Consider the following 23,332-nt stretch of genomic DNA (forward strand, 5'->3'; position numbering starts at 1 on the left):
CAGCGGCTGCCAAGAAGGTGTCGTGCACGTAAATGTAGGGTAAAATAAATAGGGCGACGCTTCTATAGCGCTTGCCCTATGTGTATGAATATAGGAGGCAAGGAACAAATGGCTAATGACAAAATCGTAGTAGAAAACGGTGTACTAAACGTACCAAACAATCCTGTAATTCCATTTATCGAAGGTGACGGTATCGGTCCTGATATCTGGGCAGCTGCTTCACGAGTTATCGATGCTGCAGTAGAAAAAGCGTACAATGGTGAAAAGAAAATTGAATGGCTTGAAGTTTTAGCTGGCCAAAAAGCATTCGACAAAACAGGTGAATGGCTGCCACAAGAAACTTTAGACAAAATCAATGAATATTTAATCGCTATTAAAGGTCCTCTTACAACACCAATCGGTGGAGGTATCCGCTCTCTAAACGTGGCGCTTCGCCAACAACTTGACCTTTATGTTTGCTTGCGTCCTGTACGTCATTTTGAAGGTGTTCCTTCTCCAGTTAAACGTCCAGAAGATGTTGACATGGTAATCTTCCGTGAAAACACTGAAGATATCTATGCTGGTATTGAATACAAAGAAGGTTCAGATGAAGTGAAAAAAGTCATCAACTTCCTTAAAACTGAAATGGGCGTAAACAAAATCCGCTTCCCAGAAACTTCTGGTATCGGTATTAAACCTGTTTCCAAAGAAGGTACAGAACGCTTAGTACGCGCTGCAATCAACTATGCAATCAAAGAAGGCCGCAAATCGGTTACTTTAGTGCATAAAGGTAACATTATGAAATTCACTGAAGGTGCTTTCAAATCATGGGGCTATGCAGTAGCTGAAAATGAATTTGCAGACAAGACTTTCACTTGGAACCAATATGATGCTATTAAAGAAGAAAAAGGTCAAGAAGCTGCTGATAAAGCTCAAGAAGAAGCATTATCTGCTGGTAAAATCCTAATTAAAGATTCTATCGCTGATATCTTCTTACAACAAATCTTGACTCGTCCAAAAGAATTTGATGTTGTTGCAACAATGAACTTAAACGGCGACTATATTTCTGATGCATTGGCTGCACAAGTTGGTGGTATCGGTATTGCTCCAGGAGCGAATATCAACTATGTATCTGGACACGCTATTTTCGAAGCTACACATGGTACAGCTCCTAAATATGCTGGTTTAGATAAAGTAAACCCATCATCAGTACTACTTTCAGGCGTATTAATGCTTGAACACTTAGGCTGGAAAGAAGCTGCTGATTTAATCACTGCTTCTGTGGAAAATACAATTGCTTCTAAAGTTGTAACTTATGACTTTGCACGTCTAATGGACGGTGCGAAAGAAGTAAAAACATCTGAATTCGCAGATGAACTAATCAAAAATATGTAATTTAACAAAAAGGAAAAGGGAACAGTTTTGCTCCCTTTTCCTTTTTTTACACTATACGAAAAGGAGCGGGTAAGAATGGCAACTAATCGAAAAAAAATTTCCGTTATCGGAGCAGGTTTTACTGGTGCAACAGCGGCATTTTTATTAGCGCAAAAAGAATTGGGTGATGTTGTTTTAGTTGATATTCCTCAAGCAGAGAATTCTACGAAGGGTAAGGCTTTAGATATGGCAGAAGCTGCACCTGTACTAGGATTTGACGCGAAAGTCATCGGCACAGCAAACTACGAAGATACCAAAGATTCGGATATCGTCATTATTACAGCAGGTGTTGCTAGAAAGCCCGGTATGAGCCGAGATGATTTGGTGCAAATCAATCAATCTGTTATGAAATCTGTAACTGCAGAGATTGTAAAGCATTCGCCTGGTTCTACTATTATCGTGTTGACCAATCCGGTTGATGCGATGACATACACCGTATATAAAGAGTCAGGCTTCCCCAAAAATCGTGTTATTGGCCAATCAGGAGTTCTAGACACTGCCCGCTTCCGCACGTTTGTCGCTGAGGAATTAAATCTTTCTGTTAAAGATATTACTGGCTTCGTGCTTGGTGGTCATGGCGATTCAATGGTGCCGCTTACCCGCTATTCGTATGCTGGGGGAATACCGCTTGAAACATTAATTCCAAAGGAACGCCTAGATGAAATTGTGGCCCGCACACGGACAGGTGGAGGAGAAATCGTTAACTTGCTTGGTAATGGTTCTGCGTACTACGCACCGGCTGCTGCTCTTGTAGAAATGGCTGAGGCCATCTTACGTGACCAACGTCGGATTTTACCTTCCATTGCCTACTTGGAAGGTGAATACGGCTACAATGGGATATATCTTGGAGTACCAACAATTCTCGGAGGCAACGGCATCGAGAAGATTATTGAGTTGGACTTAACCACAGATGAAAAAGCCTCTTTGGACAACTCGGCTGAAGCCGTAAAAAATGTGATGAATGTACTTTCCTAGCATCTGAAGTAGGGGGATAGGTGATAGTTGCCTATCCCTTTTAATTTTGGATAATAACTCGATTTTTCAGTCAATTGCTGATACTATGGAAATATAGAAAGCTCTAAAGGGGGGTTCTTGTGTTACTCGATAAAAAAAGAAAACTCGGAAAAAGTTTAGAAGAACTAGCCGTAGGCGATTCAATCTTGCTGACTGAGAAAATTGAAGATAAAGATCTCTTGTTGTATTTAGGTCTTACCAATGACAATAACCCATTATACATTCAACATGACTATGCTGCGGAAACATCTTTTGAAAAACCCGTAGTGCCTGCAATCATGCTTGCAGGTGTTGTTAGTTCTGCCGTTTCTAAGCATCTGCCAGGACCAGGCGCCTATATAAGAGAGCAACACTTCCAATACCCAAAACCCTTGTATCATTACGATACGATAAGTATTGAGTTAATATTGAAAGAAATCAAACGTGAGCAATCTGAAGTTATTATTTCAGTCGAAGGAAAAGACAGTAAAGAAGAGATTGTATTAAAAGGAACTATTGTCGCAGTTCCGCCTACACATCCATTATAAAGTTTTCTACTACTGCGGAGGCAAAAACATGAACCCAAAGGTTTTAATTATTGAAGATGAAATTTCGATATCAACATTATTAGAATACAATTTAAAACAGGCAGAATATCATGTAATCACAGCTTTAGATGGCCAAGAAGGCTTAAAGCGTGCTATAGAAGAACAACCAGATTTGATTTTGCTAGATCTGATGTTACCAAAATTAGACGGTATGGAAGTTTGTAAAGAACTTCGTGTACAGAAGATCAACACACCCATTATTATGCTGACAGCAAAAGACGATGAATTTGACAAAGTGCTAGGGCTCGAATTAGGCGCAGACGATTATATGACAAAGCCTTTTAGTCCCCGTGAGGTCATTGCCCGCGTTAAGGCAGTTTTAAGACGATCAAAAGTAGGCGAACGGCAAGCGAAAGAAGAGACAAGTGAGCTAGTTTATCATATGGGACATCTTAAGGTGCTTCCAACACGCTTTGAAGCCTATTTAGACGGAAAACCACTTGAATTTACACCAAAGGAATTTGAACTATTAATCTATCTATTACAAAATAAGAATAGAGTGCTTACCCGCGATCAATTATTAAGCTCTGTTTGGCATTATGATTTTGCTGGCGATACGCGGATTGTAGATGTCCATATCAGCCATTTGCGTGAACAGATTGAAGAAAATAGCCGAAAACCTAAGTACATAAAAACAATTCGTGGTTTAGGCTATAAATTTGAGGAGCCTAAAGTTTAATGCACTCATTGCGATTCCGTTTACTGTCTATATTTGGTACATTATTTCTTGTTACATTGGCTGGTCTGGGCTTTACACTAGGGCAGCTTTTTCCGCTTTTAGTAAAAGATTCGATGGCCACCAATACATTTGAGTCTAAAGAAAATGTGTCACAAGCCATTGAAAAGCTGCCTTATCCTATTACTGAAACAGAAAAAAATCAGGTTATAGATTCAATTGCCCACAATACAAAAGCGCAAGACTTAACAGATATCCGCTTACAGCTTTGGTTGTTAATCGGCATTATTTTTGTAGTGGCATTTATTTTGTTGTTATTTGTGACCGACCGTTTAATTAAAAATCTAGCAAGGCCTATTGATCATGCAAGAAAGACAGCCCTTCAATTAGCTGAGGGTAATTACCGTGCAAGAACATACGAAATAACAGGCTCACCTATGCTCCGATTAAGCAAGGCGATGAATGTCCTAGCAAGAAGTTTGCAGGAAATCATGACCACAAGAGAGATTGAACAAGAACGGTTAAAAACCTTAATTGAAAATATGGGAAGCGCACTAGTGATGATTGGTAGAAAAGGTGAAATTACCATCACCAACCGTATTTTTACGGAATTATTCCATCAGGAGTACGCAGAAATACAGCAACAGCAATTCCGCCATTTGGGTTTGCCGGAAGAGTTGGTCGATTTTGTAGACCATGTATTCATGACAGAAGTGCCATATAGAAAGCAGCTGCATTTAAAAATACAGCAAGAATTCCGCGATATAGAAGTATATGGAGCGCCGGTAGTTGGTGAACATGGCCTTTGGCTTGGCGTTGTAATCGTAATTCACGATATTACGGAAGTGGTCATGCTTGAACAGATACGCAAAGATTTTGTAGTGAATGTTTCGCATGAACTAAGGACCCCTGTTACGTCGATTAAAGGTTTTTCAGAAACACTCTTGGATGGTGCTTACAATGATCAAAGCACTTTACTGTATTTCTTAGATATAATCAATAAGGAGAGCAATCGGCTACAAATTCTTGTCAATGATCTTCTAGACTTATCGAAGATTGAGCGACTAGGATTTACGGTCAATATGGAAAAAACAAGCTTGCGTGATATTATTGTTCAAACAGTTGATATGATTCATTCAAAGATAGAAGCGAAAGAGATGGAGTTTGAAGCAGAGATTGACCAAGATGTCATCATTAATGGAGACCCCCATCGGTTGGTACAAATACTCTTGAACCTTATGGACAATGCCATCAATTATTCGGAAGAAAATTCAAAAATTACATTAAGGCTTTATAAAAAAGGCCATGAGGGCATCATTGAAATAGAAGATCAAGGGGTAGGTATCCAAGAAGAGGAGATTCCTCGGGTATTCGAACGCTTTTATCGTGTGGACCGTGACCGTAGTCGTAAATCGGGTGGTACCGGTTTAGGCCTAGCCATCGTCAAGCATTTAGTAGAAGCACACCATGGCAAAATACAAGTTGACAGTGTTGAAGGAAAAGGAACAACCATGCGACTGTTTTTCAATCTAGCGTAAAACGAGGGATTAGTTTCCTCGTTTTTTTATTTAGTTAAAAAGCATTTTGCTCTTTGTAAATGAATTATAAGGGTAAAGATAACTACCTATAAATGCATGCGTGCCGCTTACTCTCGATTAGATTAAGTAAATTCAACTGAGTCATAAATAGGGTCTGCGTCTTTTTTTCTTTCCAGAAGCATGCATGGTAAAATATGAAGAAGAGCAAAGTGTATCTATCAAAGTGGGCTATCGACACAGCGAAGAAGCCTCAGTATATAATTTGTTGAATGATAACTATATGAAGAAAAACATATCTAGGAGAGTGCCAAAATGACAAAGGAAAAATTGCTGTTATTGGATGGAAATAGTTTGGCATACCGAGCATTTTTTGCGCTGCCGTTGTTAACGAACGACCAAGGTATTCATACCAATGCGGTGTATGGCTTTACCACCATGCTACAAAAGATTTTAGAAGAAGAAAAGCCAACAAAGATGCTAGTAGCATTTGATGCAGGGAAAACCACATTCCGCCACAGCACCTATTCAGAGTATAAAGGTGGGAGACAAAAAACGCCGCCGGAGCTATCTGAGCAATTCCCTTATTTAAGGAAATTACTAGATGCGTATCGTATTAAACAATATGAATTAGATCTTTATGAAGCAGATGATATCATCGGGACACTAAGTAAAGAAGCAGATGAGCAAAAACTCGAAGTGATTATTGTATCAGGCGACAAGGATTTAACGCAGCTCGCATCTGATAACACAACCGTGTATATTACACGCAAAGGAATTACAGATATCGAACATTACACACCAAGCCATATTGAAGAAAAGTATGGGCTAACACCTCATCAAATTATTGATATGAAAGGCTTGATGGGCGATTCATCCGATAATATTCCAGGAGTGCCAGGTGTCGGGGAAAAAACAGCCATCAAATTGCTTAAACAATACCCGACCATTGAAGAACTCTATCAGCATATCGATGAAGTTAGCGGTGCCAAGCTGAAGGAAAAACTGGCAGCAAATGAAGAACAAGCAAAAATGAGTAAGGAGCTTGCAACCATCAATCGCCAAGCACCGATAGATATTAAGATTGAAGAGTTAAATTATGAAGGACCTGATGTCGATACGCTGTTCTCTTTATGGCAAGATCTATCCTTTAAGTCTCTGATTCAAAAGAGCGAATTTGAAACCGAGGAAAAGGAAATTGAAGCCATCGAACTGGATATCGTCGAAACAATAACAAAAGATCAATTGGCAAGTCCAATGGCGATTCATTTGGAACTTGAAAATGAGAGCTATCATACATGCAAACGTTTTGGTCTGGCCTTATCAAACGGAAACAAGACGTATTATATCCCATTTGAACAATTGCAAAATTCATCCGAGTTAATTGATTGGCTTCAGGACGATAATCAGAAAAAATATGTTTTTGATTCCAAAGCGATACAATCAGCTCTTTATCGAAGCAATATTCATTTAAAAGGAGTAGAATTCGATTTAATACTGGCGGCTTATATCGTGAATCCAGCAATGTCTACAGATGATTTAGCAGCTGTAGCAAAAGAATTTGGTTATCGCGATGTCCAAACCAATGACATTATTTATGGCAAAGGTGCGAAGAAAGCGATCCCTAGCCAAGAAGTCATTGCAGAACATGCGAGCAGAAAAGCGAACGCTGTTTTCCACTTGCAGACAAAGCTTGAAGAACAATTAAAAGAGAATGAACAATTTGATTTATATCGAAATTTGGAATTGCCGCTCGCTTCGATCCTTAGTGAAATGGAAAGTGAAGGAATTACAGTAGATCGGGAACGTCTTGTTGAGATGGGCCGAGAGCTTGCTGAAAAATTAAAGAGTATTGAAGAAGAAATATACCAAGCAGCTGGCGAAAAATTCAATATCAATTCACCGAAACAGCTGGGTGTTATTCTATTTGAAAAATTAGGCCTACCAATAATTAAAAAGACCAAAACCGGCTATTCTACAGCTGCTGATGTGCTCGAAAAATTGGCACCGGAGCATGAGATTATCCAGCATATTTTAGAATACCGTCAACTAGGGAAGCTGCAATCCACTTATATTGAAGGCTTGTTAAAAGTGATTTTAGAAGATGGGAAAATCCATACACGCTATCAGCAAGCATTAACCTCTACTGGACGATTAAGCTCTATTGATCCTAATCTGCAAAATATCCCAGTGCGTTTGGAAGAGGGACGAAAAATCCGCCAAGCATTTGTGCCTTCTCATCCCGAATGGAAACTATTTGCTGCCGATTATTCGCAAATTGAATTGAGAGTTCTCGCACATATGGCGAATGATGAAAATCTGAAAAGCGCTTTTGTGCATGATCAAGACATTCATACAAAAACGGCTATGACGGTATTCCATGTAGAAGCAGATGAAGTGACTTCCGATATGAGACGTGCCGCAAAAGCAGTAAACTTTGGGATTGTTTATGGTATTAGTGATTATGGGTTATCTCAAAACTTAAATATTACGCGAAAAGAAGCTGCAGACTTTATCGAACGCTATCTATCCAGTTTCCCAGGCGTTAAAAAATATATGGCAGAAAGTATTAAAGAAGCCAAAGAAAAAGGATTTGCAGCAACCATCTTAAATCGTCGCCGCTATCTACCTGATCTGCATAGTTCTAATTTTAATCTGCGAAGCTTTGCAGAACGGACAGCAATGAATACACCAATCCAAGGCAGTGCGGCAGATATTATCAAAAAAGCGATGATAGATATGGCAAAAGCTTTAAAAGAGCATAACCTAAAAGCAAAAATGTTATTGCAGGTGCACGATGAATTGATTTTTGAAGCACCGAATGAAGAAATCGCCATACTCGAAAAATTAGTACCTGAAGTGATGGCGAATGCCATTAAGCTCCAAGTGCCCCTAAAAGCAGAATTCGCTTCAGGCGATACGTGGTATGAAACAAAGTAAGGAAGTGATAACATGCCTGAATTACCAGAAGTAGAAGGCGTTGTACGTTCGCTTCAACCTGTCGTGGCGGGAAAAACTATCCGCCACGTCGAGGTTTCAAATACGATCTGTACATCGATCAACAAAGGGAAGGCGTGTATTATAAAAGGGATGGACCCTGAGACCTTTTCTAATAGGTTGAAAGGGACGAAGATAATGGATGTTGAACGACGATCCAAATATATATATTTCTTTTTGGAGGATGGGGCAGATGAAGCGATTCTCGTCAATCATTTGGGTATGACAGGCGCTTGGTTTCATGTCCATTCGCTCAATGAAATCAAAGAAGAAAAGTTTCGCAAGCATATCCATGTCATATTGGCATTTGAAGAGGATGAATTTCTTGTTTATGCGGATATTAGGCGATTTGGGGAGTTAAGGCTCCTTGATTCGATTGCCGATCATCCGCCTTTGCTTGAGATTGCTCCTGAACCCTTTTCACCGGGCGCACTGGAATATTTCTTAATGAAATCTGCCTTGCCTAAATATGCGAATAAACCTGTGAAAGAAGTAATCATGGACAGTCATGTCGTTGCTGGATGTGGCAATATTTATGCAACAGAAGCGCTTTTCCGAATGAAAATCCATCCGAACAGGAAAATGGCCCGCATTAGTGAAAAGCGGAAAAAAGACTTATTCGCACACATTGTCGCTATCTTACAAGAAAGTATAGAAGCAGGCGGTTCTAGTATATCAGACTATCGGAATATAAATGGAGAAGCAGGGAGCATGCAAAATCGTCTTCAAATGTACGGTAGGAAAGCATGTCCAATATGTCATACTAATACAAAACAAATGGTAATCGCGGGCAGGAATTCGGTTTATTGTCCGCATTGCCAACATTAAAGGTGAGTGAGTAATTTGATTATCGGCTTGACTGGGAGCATTGCCAGCGGAAAAAGTACAGTAGCGAAAATGCTGGAGGAAGTAGGACTGCCGATTGTAGATGCAGATCTTGTAGCACGCATCGTTGTAGAACCAGGAACCCCCACATTGGAGAAAATAAGCGAAGTATTTGGCAAAGAAGTATTACTAGAAAACGGTGAGTTAAACCGTGAAAAATTGGGAGAAATCATCTTCCATAATCCCGCTAAACGGGTAGAGTTAAATTCGATTATGCATCCAGCTATACGGCAAGAAATGCTGAGACAACGCGATGAATTAACTGAAGCAGGGGAGCCACATATCGTAATGGATATTCCTTTATTGTTTGAAAGCCATCTGCAGCATTTTGTTGAAAAAATCCTTGTTGTCTCTGTGACAGAAGAGAACCAATTAACTCGCCTGATGGAGAGAAATCATTTATCCAAGGAAGAAGCGTTAGCACGAATTGCTACGCAGCTGCCTCTCTCTGAAAAAGAAAAAGGTGCGGATGCAGTCATTTATAACAATCGTGACTTAGAGAATACACGTACACAATTGTTAGCTATTCTAAAAGAGTGGGACATTATTTAATTAAAGTATACAATTGTCTGAAAATATACTGAAAATATAAACTTTAAGCTATAAGCACTATAATAGGTTTTCCTTTCTGTTTAATGTGTTATACTATTTGTGAGATAAGTAATTAAGTATAACGCGCTAAACAGGGAGGATTTTTTTCATGACAGTTTCTATCGCTATTAATGGTTTTGGTCGTATCGGCCGTATGGTTTTCCGCCAAGCGATTTTGCAAGATGATCTTAATATTGTGGCAATAAATGCTAGCTATCCTGCTGAGACATTGGCTCATTTGGTGAAATATGATACAACACACGGTAAATTTGAAGGTGAAATCGAAGCCACTGAGAATGCTTTGATTGTTAACGGCAAACACGTACAACTTGTAAGTGACCGTAATCCAGCAAATTTACCTTGGGAAGAGTTGGGTGTTGATCTTGTCATTGAAGCAACAGGTAAATTCAATGAGCGTAGCAAAGCAGCTTTGCACCTTGAAGCAGGCGCAAAAAAAGTTATTTTAACAGCGCCGGGTAAAAATGAAGACATTACAGTAGTAATGGGTGTAAACGATGATAAACTTGATCTTGCAAAACATGATGTCATTTCTAATGCTAGCTGTACAACAAACTGTCTAGCGCCTGTCGCGAAAGTACTAAACGACACATTCGGAATTGAGAACGGATTAATGACGACTGTCCATTCTTATACGAATGACCAAAAAAATATAGACAATCCACATAAAGATTTGCGTCGTGCAAGAGCATGTGCTGAATCTATTATTCCTACATCTACAGGTGCCGCGAAAGCGCTAACACTTGTATTACCGGAATTACAAGGAAAATTGCACGGTATGGCATTACGTGTTCCAACACCAAACGTATCACTTGTTGACCTTGTTGTAGATTTGAAACGTGATGTTACAGCTGAAGAAGTGAATGAAGCATTCCAACAAGCAACTGAAGGTTCGCTAAAAGGAATCCTTGAATTTACAATGGAGCCTCTTGTATCAAGCGACTTCAACAGCAATCCATCTTCTGCAATTATTGACGGTCTGTCTACGATGACAATTGGTGACAATAAAGTTAAGGTGCTTGCTTGGTATGATAATGAATGGGGTTATTCTGCGAGAGTAGTAGACTTAACGAAAAAAGTAGTCGCAGGTTTAAAAGAAACTGTAAATGTATAGAATTTAATGTCAGATAGCCTTCTAACCTACTACTAGGTTAGAAGGTTTTTTATTTAGTTAAGACCTATAAGTACTCAAAAAGAGGCACATGCATTCTATTTATACGCTTGTTCCGTTTTTGGTACACTTTTTTCGGCTATTTCGCACATTTTTTGATATAATAGATAAACTAATATGTTGCGTAATCAGGAGAGAAAAATTATGAAATGTCCAGCTTGTCAATATAATGGAACAAAAGTGATCGATAGCCGGCCTGTTGATGATAATAAAGCGATACGCCGCCGAAGAGAATGTGAATCTTGCAGTTATCGCTTTACTACATTTGAAAAAGTAGAAGAAATGCCGCTGATTGTCATCAAAAAAGACGGGTCACGCGAAGAATTTAGCCGTGAGAAAGTATTGCGGGGGCTCATCCGTGCATGTGAAAAACGACCAGTCGCTTTAAATGTGTTGGAGGAACTGGTTTTTAATATTGAACAATGTCTCCGTAGGATCGGCAATGCAGAAGTTCGTTCTGAGGATATTGGCGAGATGGTCATGGAGCGTCTCTCTAAAATAGATGAAGTTTCGTATGTCCGCTTTGCATCTGTTTACCGCCAATTTAAAGATATTAATGTATTTATTGATGAATTAAGAGAGCTAATTGAAAGACAGTCAAAGGAAACCGAAAGTGGACACTAAACAAGGTGGAGATGTGGGCTAATGAACTTATTTAAAGAACTGCAACCAGTTGATCGCTTAACTATTCGTGTGCCTTTTCCCTTGTCCAGCTATGATCGAAAATTAATTACATTACTATATCAACCGTTGATCGGTGCAGAGCCGATCAGCCTTTATTTTTTATTATGGGCAGAGGGAGAAAATATAGATGATTACTCCATGTCCCATTATCATTTAATGAATTCATTAGATTTGCCTATTGCGCGTATCTTTGAATCGAGGATTGCACTAGAAGCAATTGGTCTTTTACGCACATGGCGTAAAGACGAACAAGAAACACGTTCTTTTATATATGATGTCATGCCGCCGCTTGATGCCGCTGCTTTCTTTGATGATCCGCTTCTTTCCATGTTTTTGTTCAGCAAGATTGGCGAAACGGCTTACCGTAATTTGCGCCAGCGTTTTGTGACAAAAGGGTTATCGAACTTTGGGTATCAAGAGGTGTCACGTTCATTCACGGATGTGTATCGTCCCGTTTCGCATAATATTCCATCAGATGGTATCCAATTGACGGGTTTACAGGAGAAGCCGAAAGAGCTACCGTTCCACTACGAAGAATTCGATTTTCAATTGCTGCGGACGAGTCTGTCTGAACAGCTTGTCCCTTCTTCCATTCTGACAGCAGAAATTAAAGCTACGATTGCAAAGTTGGCCTTTTTATATCATTTGACTCCATTTGATATGCAAAAAGTGATTCTTCTAGCATTAGATGACGGGATGAATTTAAGTGATCTACGATTGAAGAAAGAAGCAGCAGATTACTATAAACTCACCGTTTCAAAAGAGCCACCGTCCATGCAGCCGATTGCAAAAAAACAAGAAGTATTTGAGCATACGCCAATTATAGAAGAAGACTTAAATCCGATGGAAATGGAATTAATCCGATGGTTTGAATCTTCTTCACCCATCGATGTCCTAAAAGATGTAGCGGGCGGTAGAGAACCGTTCCCAAATGATATTCAATTAGTGGAAGACTTGGTAATGCAATATGAGATGTCAACACCTGTTGTCAATGTTCTCATTCACTATGTTTTTCTGCGTAACCATGGAAAGCTTAACCGCAAATACATTGAGACCATTGCCTCTCATTGGCGACATACAGGTGTAAAAACGGCGCGGGAAGCAATGAAGTTAGCGAGGGAATTTGAAGAACAAAAAAGCAATGACCCAAAACAACAGCTTCCTAGCGAAAAGAAAGATTATACAAAAGAATATAAAGTTCTCAAAGCAAGCGCAGGTGCATTCTATCATTTAGCTCATTTTGTAGACAAGGATTTTCAAAATCCTGCTGCTTTAAAAAAAGAGGCTATTACAATACTGGAGCAAGCCTCACCGAAGGAATTGCTAAGCATGCTTGTAAAAGGGAAAACGCCTTTTGAGAAAGATGTTAAGGTGGTTGAAGATTTTACAGCGAAATATGACGACATTAATAAATCAGTTATGAATACATTAATTCATTATGCTTACTATGTAAGCAACGCTAATCTAAACAGTTCTTTTCTTCAGTCTATCGCAACAAATTGGCGAAAGAATAATGTTCAAAGTGCTGAAGGGGCGTTCAAATTTGCGGAGGATTATCAGCTCCAAAAGAATCGAAAGCAATATACCCCGAAAAATCAACCATACAACCAAAAGCAAAATGTACCTGATTGGTACTATGAAAATAAAATGAAGCAACAGCAGAAAAAAGAGGAAAACAAAGAAACGACTCATACCGATTATGATAAGAAACGGCAAGAAGTAATGAAAAAATTAGGATTGAAAGAAGGAGAGGTGGATTCATAACATGCAGCCGATTAACAGAGAACTGAAAAAAATCATGGATTCACAATTTCAATCACGCTATAACGAAATGCAAAAAGAGATCTTAGAGAATCAAAATGTTCAAAAGTTTCTCGCTGAAAACGATCAAGTTGCCAATAGGGAAATGGTCGAAAGAGGTTTAGGCAAGCTATATGAATATGTCAACCAGCATCATGACTGCAGTGCTTGCGAATCTGTCGCTCTCTGTAAAAATGCTATTAATGGCTTTATTCCGAAACTCACTGTAATCAGAGGTCAAATCGATCTTGAGTACATTCCGTGCCAAACTAAGAGGATGGAAGATAACCGTCGCAGGGCAGCTTCGATGATTTCTAGTATGCATATGCCTAAGGATGTATTGAAAGCTCGTATTGATGACTTGGATAAAAGTAATCCTTCTAAGGCAACAATCAGTGATGTAGCAGAACTGTTTATTCAAAAAGTACGCAAAACAGGTGAATTACCGAAGACTGGCTATTATATTTATGGCAACTTTGGTGTCGGTAAATCATATGTACTTGGCGCCATTGCCAATGAATTGGCAACCATGGAAATTAAAACAGTTATGGTATATGTCCCAGATTTTCTAAGTGAATTAAAGAGTGCTATTGGTGATCAAACGCTGTCAGAAAAAGTAGATTTCGTCAAAAAAGCACCCGTCTTAATGCTGGATGATATAGGTGCAGAGAACTTGTCTGCTTGGACGAGAGATGAAATCATTGGTACCATTCTTCAATATCGGATGAATGAGGGTTTGCCAGTCTTCATTACCTCCAATTATGACTATGAGCAATTGGAGAAACATTTCGCGACAACACAAAAAGGGGAAGTAGATGTCATGAAAGCAGCTCGTATCATGGAGCGCGTCAAGGCTCTTACTACAGACTTTGAGATGATTGGTGAAAACAGAAGGCTTTATCAAGATTAAATGATTTCACTTGATTTTCAAAAAGATTCAGTTTATAATTTCAAACATAATCTAAATATTAAATGCTTAGAAAAGGACAACAATTGTCTGTACGGCTTAAAGAGAGAGAAGCAACTGGTGAGAGCTTCTTAGTAACGGCATTCAATTTACCCCCTTGGAGCAGCGTCAGTGAAAGAGAACAGTAATTGTCGCCGGAAGCGGTCCGTTAACCGATCTTGAGCTTCGTCTATACAAGGATTTTCTTGTTTAGAAGGAAGAAGGGTGGAACCACGAGCACAAACCTCGTCCCTTTGCGGATGAGGTTTTTTTGTGTATTTAAAAACAAATGGACAAAAAATCTCCTAGCTTGTGGCCTAGAGCTCTTGAAAAAATAAAAAGGAGAGATGAAAAATGATTAAATTAACATTCCCAGATGGCTCAGTAAAAGAGTTTGAAAAAGGCATTACTACAGATGAAGTCGCTTTATCTATCAGTCCAGGACTACGCAAAAAAGCAATCGCCGGCAAATTCAATGGTGCTTTAGTAGACACAAAAACACCTCTTGAAAGTGATGGTACTATTGCTATCTTAACACCGAATGATGAAGAATCATTAGAATTTATGCGTCATTCAACTGCACATTTACTTGCACAAGCTGTAAAACGTTTATTCGATGGCGTGAAACTTGGTGTAGGACCAGTCATTGAAGGTGGCTTCTACTATGATATCGATTCACCTGAACCAATCACTTCAGAGGATTTCCCGCGCATTGAAAAAGAAATGAAAAAAATTATAGCTGAAAACCTTGAAATCGTTCGTCACGACGTATCGCGTGCAGAAGCGCAAAAACGCTTTGCAGATGATGAATACAAAGTGGAACTTCTTGAAGCTATTCCTGAAGATGAACAAGTATCAATCTACGAACAAGGCGAATTCTTCGACCTTTGCCGTGGTGTCCATGTTCCTTCAACAGGAAAAATTAAAGAATTCAAGCTGCTTTCTATCGCTGGTGCTTATTGGAGAGGAAACTCCGACAACAAAATGCTTCAACGTATTTACGGTACTGCCTTCTTTAACAAGGAAGATTTAAAAGCACACCTACAAATGCTAGAAGAAGCAAAAGAACGTGACCACCGTAGAATTGGGAAAGAGCTTGAATTATTCACTAACAACAAATTAGTCGGCATGGGCCTTCCATTATGGCTGCCAAACGGTGCGACAATCCGTCGTACAATCGAACGCTACATCGTTGATAAAGAAGTCTCTCTTGGCTACAAACATGTTTACACACCAGTTCTTGGTTCAAAAGACTTGTATGTAACTTCAGGCCACTGGGATCATTACCAAGAAGATATGTTCCCACCGATGGAGATGGATAACGAAACTCTAGTGCTTCGTCCAATGAACTGTCCGCACCATATGATGGTGTACAAATCATCTATGCATTCTTATCGCGACCTTCCGCTACGTATTGCAGAGCTTGGCACTATGCATCGTTACGAAATGAGTGGCGCTGTATCTGGCCTTCAACGTGTCCGCGGCATGACTCTAAACGATGCACACTTATTCGTTCGTCCAGATCAAATCAAAGAAGAATTCAAAAAAGTAGTGGAACTTATCTTAGCTGTATATAAAGATTTCAACTTGGATGACTACGAATTCCGTCTGTCTTATAGAGACCCACAAGATACTGAAAAGTACTTTGATGATGATGAAATGTGGAATAAAGCGCAAAGCATGTTGAAAGAAGCAATGGATGAATTAGGATTAGATTACTATGAAGCTGAAGGGGAAGCGGCATTCTATGGCCCTAAACTAGATGTTCAAGTAAAAACTGCTATCGGCAAACAAGAAACATTGTCCACTGTACAGCTTGACTTCTTATTGCCAGAACGCTTCGACCTGAACTATGTAGGAGAAGACGGCAAACAACATCGTCCTGTTGTTATTCACCGCGGTGTCGTATCAACAATGGAACGCTTTGTTGCATTCTTGATCGAAGAATATAAAGGTGCATTCCCAACATGGTTAGCACCAGTGCAAGTTCAAGTAATACCTGTTTCCAACGATGTGCACTTCGATTATGCGAAGAGCGTACAAGAAAAACTTCAAGCAAAAGGCTTACGTGTAGAAATGGATTACCGAGACGAAAAACTGGGCTACAAAATCCGTGAATCACAAATGAAAAAGATTCCGTACATGCTTGTACTAGGAGACAAAGAAATGGCTGATGGCAGCGTCAATGTCCGCAAGTATGGCTCTAAGGATTCTGAAACTGTTCCATTTGATGAATTCCTAAATAAAATTTTAGAAGACGTACAACATTTAGGCTAGATGTATCAAAAGCGGCTTTTCGTTTATTAGACGAAAAGCCGCTTTTTGATTTTAAATAAATTTAGATAATTGTTCTTAAGTAGTTTATTTTTGTCGAAAAGTAAGTTACTATTTTTTTATGCTATTTTATTAAAATTTTACTTTTAGAATTCAATCTCAAGAAGGTATCTTGCTACTCTTCTTATGTCATCTATAAAGTATGGGGAAGAATATTTATAGTTGATAGCAAAAGGAGAAATATTAAAGTGCACATATTAATTGGTATTTTATTAGAATTAATAGTAGTAGTAAGTTTAATTTGGCTAATCAATTTGTTAATAAAAGATTATAAAGAGAGTAAATCGAGTTTACCTAAAACCATTCTTTCGATAATACTTGAGGTTACTTTAGGGATGCCTGGTTTTTATGTTACATTTGTGATCGCTTGTTTTCTATTTGGAATTATTCTTTTGTTTTATTATTAAACTCTAAGATTTATTTATAAATTTTAAATTATTCATTATGAGACAAATAGATTTAGGAGTTTAGGGGACAACAATGGTTAAAAGGGGACTAATATATTGAATTACTTTAAACTTTTTATCTTTATTTTTATCTTTATTTTTTCTGCTTTTTACTTGCAAGCTATTTGGGATTTGCAAAAGGGTATCAGTATTAGCACGATGATCTTATCGATTGTATGTATTTTTTACTCGATGGAAATGACATATAGATTAATGAAAACAACAAAAATTTTCGTATTACCTATCTTTGTAATTATTAGTAACTTTATTACAAATGAGATTTTAAAAATTGATCATCTTATTAAATAATATATAAAAAATGTAAAATTCAAAGGACTACTAACAAAATCCTTTGAATTTTTTATTTAAGATAATTTTTTAAAATTTCCTTTATCCCATTCGTTAAGTAACATTTCCGTACTAAGACCACATAGCTCAGGTTTCCTCGCTAAAGGTTTTAATATCTCTTTTGCTTTTTCTTTATTTACTGATAGAAAATGGGTAGCTGGCTTGAACTTTACATAATCATTTGGATGATCAAGTAACTTCTCTAATTCATTAAGTCTATTCTTCTTAGTTCTTTAAAGATTTTGAAACATATATCATATAATCTATTTGTTTTCCTAGTTTTTTCAACAACTTCAAATGCAGAAATTCCATAATCAATATATAGGACACTCCATTGTTTATTAATAATTTGACTTTTAATATTAAGTATAATGCTGATTGAATTCACAAATATCTATAGAGGTTATTAAACTTGTAGAAAAAAGGAGAAATAAGGAATGATCTATCAGAGAAGAGATTTTGAATTGTTAGAGGACCGATATGAAAATGAATTTGTACTTTCTCTCCTAACAAATGAAGAACCAAGAGAACTAAATCATATGTTAGAAGCAAATCCAAAAAGCGTTTTTAAAAATTATTGGGAGAAACAATATAGTTTTGTAATTTTAGTTTCTAATTTCATGTTAGCAAAATTAGACCTAGATTATCTCATTTTTAAAAAGAACAACTCATTTTCTTTGATAAGTATTACAAGAAAAAATAACGTTAATAAAATCCTAAGCATTCTTAGAGAATATGAATATGTGAATGGATTTTGTTTTTTCATAATTAAATCATTAGACGGTTTAAATTTTGAGTTACCAATAGATAGTCAGGAGAGAGTAAAAGTAACTCAGTTATCAAATAATGAAATTGTTATTTTTCAGTTTGATGTAGAAGAAGTAATTTTAATTAAGTATTAAATTCTTTGAAGTCCTAAAGTTAAAGAATTACTTATTTAGGAGCAACATAACTATTGAGAGCTATAATAATAAACAAAAGAAAAGAGTCTAAGTAAGATATATAGTATGCAAAAGTGAGCTAAAGCTCTTAATTCACCTACATCTAAGTCAACGCTCCGGTTAAATGGTAGTAGAAAATTATTATGTTAGATGTCTTTGTAGGTATAAAGTATACTTAATTTAAAAATATACAGAGACAATTTTATGTGAAAAATATGTGAATAATGTGCCTTTGTATCCTCTTTTATCAAAAATGATTTTGCAACTTTATTATTAGTTTGTTAAAATGTTCTAGGGAAAAGGTAAAAACACCATATTTTCTTAAATATTTATATTAAAAGGGGAAAAGTAAGACTATGTCAGTATCCACTTATAAAATCACAAAAAATATTTCAGCTAAAAAGGTAGAAGTAACTGTGGGAGAACAAATGTCAATCCCAGAAGCACAACGTTTTGCTACGGAATTTCAACAAACAGCAGCTTCAGTTGATGCAAGTAATTTTGAGTTGGATGTAGATTGCACAGGTATGAAAGTGTTGAATCAAGAAATGGCTGAAGCATTAGAAGCTGCTATGGGCCTATATCTTCAAGCAGGATTCAAAAAAGTTATCTTTGTAGTGCAAAATAACACAATATTAAAAATGCAATTATCACGTATTGCCCGAAAAGCTGGATTAACAAATGCTGATGTTATCAACAAATAAATAAAAACCGAAAAGGTTATAGTAATTTACTATAGCCTTTTTGAACATCAAAGGAGAATTTTGCAGCATGAATAATATTAAAATTAAAGATGTGGCTATTTTTCATCCTCAAAACAGTGTAGGTAATGATTATTATACTGAGCATTTTGATAAACAAGGAAAAGATGTTCGGGGTCTTTTAAAAGCAATGGGGAGAGAACGTCGATATATAAACGATGATCCAAATGAAACGCCCTTAACAATGGGAATTAAAGCGGTGAATGCTGTTTTAGAAAAATCAAAACTTACTGCAAAAGATTTGGATATGATTATTTTTACCTCACAAACGCCAGAAACTACTTTACCTTCAAATGCTATTCGATTATTTGATGCTATTAAACCGAAAGCAGAAACAATTGTATACGATTTGAATGCGAATTGTGCAGGTATGACGGTAGCACTAGAACAAGTCAGTCATTATATGAAGTCTAATACTTCGTTACAGTATGCATTAATTGTCGGAGCGGATTATTGGTCCTTAATTAGTGACCCTGAAGATCCACTATGTTATACATGCTTCGCCGATGGTGCTGCGGCTATGATTATAGAAAGAACAACAGAATATGTTGGTTTTATTGATTCTACATATCATGTAAATACAGTTTTTGCTGAGAAAATGATGTATCCAGCAGAAGGATTAACAAAGGGGATCCGAGAAACAGGTGACTTAAAGTATGCTAGAACCATTCCATTTGATGGTGGCATAGTTCTGGATGCAACCTATGGCATGCTCGAGACTCTATTTAAAAGAAACAATGTAAATCCTAGTGAAGTAAAATACTGTTTTTCACAATTTGCATTAAGTAACATTAAGAAAATTAAAGAGCATTTTAGCTTAACTGATGAACAAGTGGTATACGTAGGGGATGAGTTTGGCTATACAGGTACAAGCAGTCCCTTTATAGCTTTACACGAAGGAGTAAAGTCTGGCCAAATAAAGCGAAATGATTATGTGATTTTCTGGACAATTGGTGCAGGGTTTGAACTCGTGGCAACACTTATAAAATACTAATCATGTTGTATTAAATAATTCACACTCATGTTAGGAAGTAATTAATACTGGAGACCTTAAACTCATAGGGGGATAAGGTCTTTTTACTATATAATAAAGATTATCGCAAGCAAAATAATGTTTATATTAAAGAAACGCACACTGGGGCACATATTTAATTTTTAACAAATTATACTTCTTATTCATTGTTAGGACAGTAAAAAATGTCGACCTTATTCTTTCTGCTTTATGAGGAAATAAGGTCTTTTTTAGTGAGCATTTATCACAATAACTATCTACCTGCTAAACGTTTGTCAGGCTTATAGAAGAACATACTTTCATTGGATTATATAATAGCCAATATATTTTCGGGGTTAAATTACAGAAAAGTGAAACGATATCAGTATTTGTGCGTTGTTTAAGTGAAGGGGAGGGAGAAATGGAGATAATTGATGAATTATTTAGTAAGTACACTAACGATTTATTTAGATTTATATATAGCTTTACACTTGATGTTCACCAATCGGAAGACATACTTCAAGAAACTTTCTATAAGGCATATATTGCGATTGATTCTTATACTGGAGAGTCAATCAAACCATGGCTTTTTACTATCGCAAAGAATACATGTATGGATTATTTTAGAAAGCAAAAGCGAATTGTAATTTCAGAGGATAATTTCTTTTTAAATCTTAAAGATAATATAGACATCGAAAATGATTATCTTTTTAAAGAAACATTCAGTGAAATTATTGCAATTATTGAAAAGTTACCTAAAGACCAAAAGAAAGCCTTAACCTTGAAAGTTTTTAAAAATTTTACTTATGAAGAAGGTGCAAATATTATGGGCATGAAGATGTCGAAATTTAAAACTTTAGTTTTTCGAGCTAGAACCAGTATTAAAAATCAGTTGAAGAGGTGAAGGAGTATGGAACCCAATTATAATGAAGAATTTGAAAAGCAAATTTTATTAAAAGCTAAAAGTAAAGCAAGGTGGAATACAATAATAGTTATTTTTTCTATTCTCTTATTATTTTTGCCTATCAGTTATTTATCTACGGTAATATTTTATAGTGTTAACAATAAGGCAAATGACCATATCTTAGCTATTGAAACTGTATATACTCTAACCGATCCGTCATTAAGAATAGATGATAATAAAGTGAAAAATGCTTTTACCCCTTTATTAGGATTGAATATTAAAGCCCCTTTATTAAAGCGTTATGGTTCTAAAATATATGAGGTAGGAGAATATTCCTCAAGTATGGGGTTTGGTAAAGCCTTCAAACAATATAATAGAATGAATATTCCGCGACCAAAAGGAATTAGCTTTCCATATGAATTAGTATTAAACGAGGTAGAAAAAGACTCTGATAAGCAATGGGATTCCTTGGAACGATTACCTAAGGGCACAATTGTTGAAGCGTTTTTCTTATTAGATCAATCATATAGCCCTAAAAGAATTCACCGTTTATTCGCTAACAAAACAATAAATGTCTTATGGAATGCGGTTGATACGGGTATAGAGTCTAAAATGTTAGATTCAGAGGGGGCACAGGCAACATTAATTGGTTTTCCCACGGAAAATAGGGCTCCTGAAAATTCAACATTTAGAGAGACAAATTCAGCTGAAGAGTTATTTAAAGAACAGTTGACTTTCTTGAAAAACCATCAGGAAATGGTAGATAACATTACAGGGCAACAATCTATAGCAGCAGGAGAAAGACTTTCATATATTAAAAAAAACGGAGTGAAAGTATATGGACTTAATGTAGTTGGACCTGTGGAGGAAATCTTAAAAAATAAGAGTAATAATAAGATTAAAGGAATTAAAATTGAAGATGTTGGAACATGGGAATGGAGTGAGAATTAATGATAGAAATTATTAAGAGAAGAGATTATTTTTATCTATCTGGCATAGCTTCAATCATTCTTGGTTTTATAGGATTAGTATTTCTTAATGCCAGTTTGTTGACGAGTAGTATGTTAAATATTGCGTTCCCTCTACCGTTAATAGCAATTTGTTTAGGTATAATGGCAATTTTTAAAAAGCAAAGTAGAGTGTATGGTATTTATGGTATTAGTATCAGCATCTTTTTATTTCTCTTTGTCGTTATCCTCTCGGTTTTAAGTTTAACAATTAATTATCATCCATAAAATATTATTATTTAATGCACCTATATTATAATATAGGTATTTTTAAATCGATTTAAAAAATGCACGTATTATTGTAAACAAATAATATCAGAGCCGATACAACTTGTTAGGAGAAAAACATGAATACAATTGATTTTGAAAATATGGAAGTACTTTTTCATATGACATATGAAAAGAAATTATTTAAAAATTTATATGAACATACAATAGAATCTTACAAAAACAGTGGGAATTTTACTGCTTTAGTAGAGGGAGAGAAATGTAAAAGTTTGAGGCGCTTTTATAAAGAATTTGCGAAAAAACTTGAATTCCCCTCTTACTTCAACAATTATTGGGATTCTCTTGATGAATGTCTTAATGATTTAGAATGGCTAAATAGCAAACAATACGTGTTGTTTTTCCAAGATTTCCACTTATTATTAAGTGAAAATGATAAAATACAAAAAAGAATTTTTATGAATTTATTAGGTTCATCGGTTAAAGAATGGAGAGAAGGAAGGAATTATGATTCGTTTCCTACTTTACCTAGCCCTTTCCATATTGTTATTCATGGGGATGATGCTGTATTGAATGAACTAAAATCCAATAAGGAAATAAATGAAATTCATTTATTCTAGTTACAAATATAAAAGAGGGTAAGTATGGGGTATAAAAAAACTGTTTATCTTGCAACTTTCTTTTCAGAAATAAAATGTCATAGTAAAGCCATTTTAACTCTGAAAAACGGTTTGGATACATTGACTGATAAAAGAGAGAGATCAAGCGTTATGATTAATATAGGAATGGAGTTAACAAAAATTAAGAAGTATAAAGAGGCAGTTAAATACTTTCATAAAGGATTATCAATGGTAGAAAATGAAGTTTTAGAATACCATCCAACCTTTATATATATCCTTAAAATTATCCATGATTATGGAGAAAATGGAGTTTATCAAAAATGGTACTATAATTTTATTAATCGTGTATCCTATGATAAGAAATTTAAACGAATTATAAAAAAATGTGATGAACCAGTACCTAGATAAACTAATTCTAAATTAACTCTGTATCATTTG

Annotated in this window: 22 protein-coding genes and 1 other annotated feature; all 22 genes read left to right on the top strand. The window is 36.4% G+C overall.

Translation table 11 applies throughout. The features are described 5' to 3' along the window. The first annotated feature begins 108 nt into the window (after positions 1 to 108). The 22 genes from icd (at position 109) to RCJ93_RS00690 (ending at position 23,302) form a co-directional block, all read left to right on the top strand. On the top strand, positions 109 to 1,374 hold the full coding sequence (gene icd / locus RCJ93_RS00585) for an NADP-dependent isocitrate dehydrogenase (protein WP_066788824.1): 1,266 nt from the start codon (positions 109 to 111) through the stop codon (positions 1,372 to 1,374). Positions 1,375 to 1,449: 75 nt separating this feature from the next. Beyond that, positions 1,450 to 2,388 (top strand): malate dehydrogenase, encoded by a 939-nt coding sequence (gene mdh / locus RCJ93_RS00590; RefSeq protein WP_251647159.1) that lies wholly within the window; start codon positions 1,450 to 1,452, stop codon positions 2,386 to 2,388. 119 nt (positions 2,389 to 2,507) lie between these two features. Continuing rightward, the gene (locus RCJ93_RS00595; RefSeq protein WP_147195970.1) at positions 2,508 to 2,954 is read left to right on the top strand and encodes a MaoC/PaaZ C-terminal domain-containing protein; all 447 of its coding nucleotides are present in this window, start codon (positions 2,508 to 2,510) and stop codon (positions 2,952 to 2,954) included. Between the two features lie 28 nt (positions 2,955 to 2,982). Next, a complete protein-coding gene (locus tag RCJ93_RS00600; RefSeq protein ID WP_446738120.1) occupies positions 2,983 to 3,693 on the top strand; it encodes a response regulator transcription factor in 711 nt (236 codons plus the stop codon). Continuing rightward, positions 3,693 to 5,228, top strand: coding sequence for a two-component system histidine kinase PnpS (gene pnpS / locus RCJ93_RS00605; protein WP_446738121.1), 1,536 nt, complete (start codon positions 3,693 to 3,695; stop codon positions 5,226 to 5,228). The genes RCJ93_RS00600 and pnpS overlap by 1 nt, the downstream gene beginning before the upstream one ends. Positions 5,229 to 5,540: 312 nt before the next feature. Further along, the gene (gene polA, locus RCJ93_RS00610; protein WP_446738122.1) at positions 5,541 to 8,165 is read left to right on the top strand and encodes a DNA polymerase I; all 2,625 of its coding nucleotides are present in this window, start codon (positions 5,541 to 5,543) and stop codon (positions 8,163 to 8,165) included. A 12-nt stretch (positions 8,166 to 8,177) separates the two neighbouring features. Then, positions 8,178 to 9,050: a bifunctional DNA-formamidopyrimidine glycosylase/DNA-(apurinic or apyrimidinic site) lyase gene (gene mutM, locus RCJ93_RS00615; RefSeq protein WP_446738123.1), complete on the top strand. Its 873-nt coding sequence runs from the start codon at positions 8,178 to 8,180 to the stop codon at positions 9,048 to 9,050. Between the two features lie 15 nt (positions 9,051 to 9,065). After that, positions 9,066 to 9,659, top strand: a complete 594-nt coding sequence (gene coaE / locus RCJ93_RS00620; RefSeq protein WP_147196136.1) for a dephospho-CoA kinase — start codon at positions 9,066 to 9,068, stop codon at positions 9,657 to 9,659. Positions 9,660 to 9,807: 148 nt separating this feature from the next. Continuing rightward, on the top strand, positions 9,808 to 10,830 hold the full coding sequence (locus tag RCJ93_RS00625) for a glyceraldehyde-3-phosphate dehydrogenase (protein WP_392992768.1): 1,023 nt from the start codon (positions 9,808 to 9,810) through the stop codon (positions 10,828 to 10,830). Positions 10,831 to 11,031: 201 nt separating this feature from the next. After that, positions 11,032 to 11,511 (top strand): transcriptional regulator NrdR, encoded by a 480-nt coding sequence (gene nrdR / locus RCJ93_RS00630; RefSeq protein ID WP_066788799.1) that lies wholly within the window; start codon positions 11,032 to 11,034, stop codon positions 11,509 to 11,511. A 21-nt stretch (positions 11,512 to 11,532) separates the two neighbouring features. After that, positions 11,533 to 13,335: a DnaD domain protein gene (locus RCJ93_RS00635; protein ID WP_150284791.1), complete on the top strand. Its 1,803-nt coding sequence runs from the start codon at positions 11,533 to 11,535 to the stop codon at positions 13,333 to 13,335. A gap of 1 nt (position 13,336) precedes the next feature. Then, positions 13,337 to 14,281 carry a primosomal protein DnaI gene (gene dnaI, locus RCJ93_RS00640; protein ID WP_446738124.1) on the top strand — a complete coding sequence of 315 codons (945 nt, stop codon included), beginning with the start codon at positions 13,337 to 13,339 and terminating at the stop codon, positions 14,279 to 14,281. A gap of 58 nt (positions 14,282 to 14,339) precedes the next feature. Then, positions 14,340 to 14,574 (top strand) — a binding site (T-box leader). A 97-nt stretch (positions 14,575 to 14,671) separates the two neighbouring features. Continuing rightward, positions 14,672 to 16,594: a threonine--tRNA ligase gene (thrS, locus tag RCJ93_RS00645; RefSeq protein WP_446738125.1), complete on the top strand. Its 1,923-nt coding sequence runs from the start codon at positions 14,672 to 14,674 to the stop codon at positions 16,592 to 16,594. Positions 16,595 to 17,154: 560 nt separating this feature from the next. Further along, the gene (locus tag RCJ93_RS00650; protein WP_446738126.1) at positions 17,155 to 17,406 is read left to right on the top strand and encodes a hypothetical protein; all 252 of its coding nucleotides are present in this window, start codon (positions 17,155 to 17,157) and stop codon (positions 17,404 to 17,406) included. Between the two features lie 476 nt (positions 17,407 to 17,882). Further along, a complete protein-coding gene (locus RCJ93_RS00655) occupies positions 17,883 to 18,347 on the top strand; it encodes a hypothetical protein (RefSeq protein WP_150284787.1) in 465 nt (154 codons plus the stop codon). 395 nt (positions 18,348 to 18,742) lie between these two features. Beyond that, positions 18,743 to 19,090, top strand: coding sequence for a hypothetical protein (locus RCJ93_RS00660; protein WP_150284786.1), 348 nt, complete (start codon positions 18,743 to 18,745; stop codon positions 19,088 to 19,090). A gap of 67 nt (positions 19,091 to 19,157) precedes the next feature. Continuing rightward, the gene (locus RCJ93_RS00665; RefSeq protein ID WP_446738127.1) at positions 19,158 to 20,141 is read left to right on the top strand and encodes a 3-oxoacyl-[acyl-carrier-protein] synthase III C-terminal domain-containing protein; all 984 of its coding nucleotides are present in this window, start codon (positions 19,158 to 19,160) and stop codon (positions 20,139 to 20,141) included. A 418-nt stretch (positions 20,142 to 20,559) separates the two neighbouring features. Then, a complete protein-coding gene (locus tag RCJ93_RS00670; protein ID WP_446738128.1) occupies positions 20,560 to 21,042 on the top strand; it encodes a sigma-70 family RNA polymerase sigma factor in 483 nt (160 codons plus the stop codon). A gap of 6 nt (positions 21,043 to 21,048) precedes the next feature. After that, positions 21,049 to 21,993 (top strand): anti sigma factor C-terminal domain-containing protein, encoded by a 945-nt coding sequence (locus tag RCJ93_RS00675; RefSeq protein WP_446738129.1) that lies wholly within the window; start codon positions 21,049 to 21,051, stop codon positions 21,991 to 21,993. Further along, on the top strand, positions 21,993 to 22,277 hold the full coding sequence (locus RCJ93_RS00680) for a hypothetical protein (RefSeq protein ID WP_150284782.1): 285 nt from the start codon (positions 21,993 to 21,995) through the stop codon (positions 22,275 to 22,277). Before RCJ93_RS00675 ends, RCJ93_RS00680 begins: the two co-directional genes overlap by 1 nt. Positions 22,278 to 22,396: 119 nt before the next feature. After that, a complete protein-coding gene (locus tag RCJ93_RS00685; RefSeq protein WP_150284781.1) occupies positions 22,397 to 22,894 on the top strand; it encodes a barstar family protein in 498 nt (165 codons plus the stop codon). Positions 22,895 to 22,918: 24 nt separating this feature from the next. Then, positions 22,919 to 23,302 (top strand): hypothetical protein, encoded by a 384-nt coding sequence (locus RCJ93_RS00690; protein ID WP_446738130.1) that lies wholly within the window; start codon positions 22,919 to 22,921, stop codon positions 23,300 to 23,302. Positions 23,303 to 23,332 lie beyond the last annotated feature (30 nt).

Source organism: Rummeliibacillus sp. BSL5 (assembly GCF_052928305.1).

Excerpts from the sequence above, each read along its gene's own strand:
- RCJ93_RS00655 (WP_150284787.1), top strand. The coding sequence starts at position 17,883 with ATGATCTATCAGAGAAGAGATTTTGAATTGTTAGAGGACCGATATGAA.
- RCJ93_RS00635 (WP_150284791.1), top strand. The coding sequence starts at position 11,533 with ATGAACTTATTTAAAGAACTGCAACCAGTTGATCGCTTAACTATTCGT.
- RCJ93_RS00670 (WP_446738128.1), top strand. The coding sequence starts at position 20,560 with ATGGAGATAATTGATGAATTATTTAGTAAGTACACTAACGATTTATTT.
- polA (WP_446738122.1), top strand. The coding sequence starts at position 5,541 with ATGACAAAGGAAAAATTGCTGTTATTGGATGGAAATAGTTTGGCATAC.
- RCJ93_RS00665 (WP_446738127.1), top strand. The coding sequence starts at position 19,158 with ATGAATAATATTAAAATTAAAGATGTGGCTATTTTTCATCCTCAAAAC.
- mdh (WP_251647159.1), top strand. The coding sequence starts at position 1,450 with ATGGCAACTAATCGAAAAAAAATTTCCGTTATCGGAGCAGGTTTTACT.
- RCJ93_RS00625 (WP_392992768.1), top strand. The coding sequence starts at position 9,808 with ATGACAGTTTCTATCGCTATTAATGGTTTTGGTCGTATCGGCCGTATG.
- pnpS (WP_446738121.1), top strand. The coding sequence starts at position 3,693 with ATGCACTCATTGCGATTCCGTTTACTGTCTATATTTGGTACATTATTT.
- icd (WP_066788824.1), top strand. The coding sequence starts at position 109 with ATGGCTAATGACAAAATCGTAGTAGAAAACGGTGTACTAAACGTACCA.
- thrS (WP_446738125.1), top strand. The coding sequence starts at position 14,672 with ATGATTAAATTAACATTCCCAGATGGCTCAGTAAAAGAGTTTGAAAAA.
- RCJ93_RS00685 (WP_150284781.1), top strand. The coding sequence starts at position 22,397 with ATGAATACAATTGATTTTGAAAATATGGAAGTACTTTTTCATATGACA.
- nrdR (WP_066788799.1), top strand. The coding sequence starts at position 11,032 with ATGAAATGTCCAGCTTGTCAATATAATGGAACAAAAGTGATCGATAGC.
- mutM (WP_446738123.1), top strand. The coding sequence starts at position 8,178 with ATGCCTGAATTACCAGAAGTAGAAGGCGTTGTACGTTCGCTTCAACCT.
- RCJ93_RS00690 (WP_446738130.1), top strand. The coding sequence starts at position 22,919 with ATGGGGTATAAAAAAACTGTTTATCTTGCAACTTTCTTTTCAGAAATA.
- dnaI (WP_446738124.1), top strand. The coding sequence starts at position 13,337 with ATGCAGCCGATTAACAGAGAACTGAAAAAAATCATGGATTCACAATTT.
- RCJ93_RS00600 (WP_446738120.1), top strand. The coding sequence starts at position 2,983 with ATGAACCCAAAGGTTTTAATTATTGAAGATGAAATTTCGATATCAACA.
- RCJ93_RS00660 (WP_150284786.1), top strand. The coding sequence starts at position 18,743 with ATGTCAGTATCCACTTATAAAATCACAAAAAATATTTCAGCTAAAAAG.
- RCJ93_RS00675 (WP_446738129.1), top strand. The coding sequence starts at position 21,049 with ATGGAACCCAATTATAATGAAGAATTTGAAAAGCAAATTTTATTAAAA.
- RCJ93_RS00680 (WP_150284782.1), top strand. The coding sequence starts at position 21,993 with ATGATAGAAATTATTAAGAGAAGAGATTATTTTTATCTATCTGGCATA.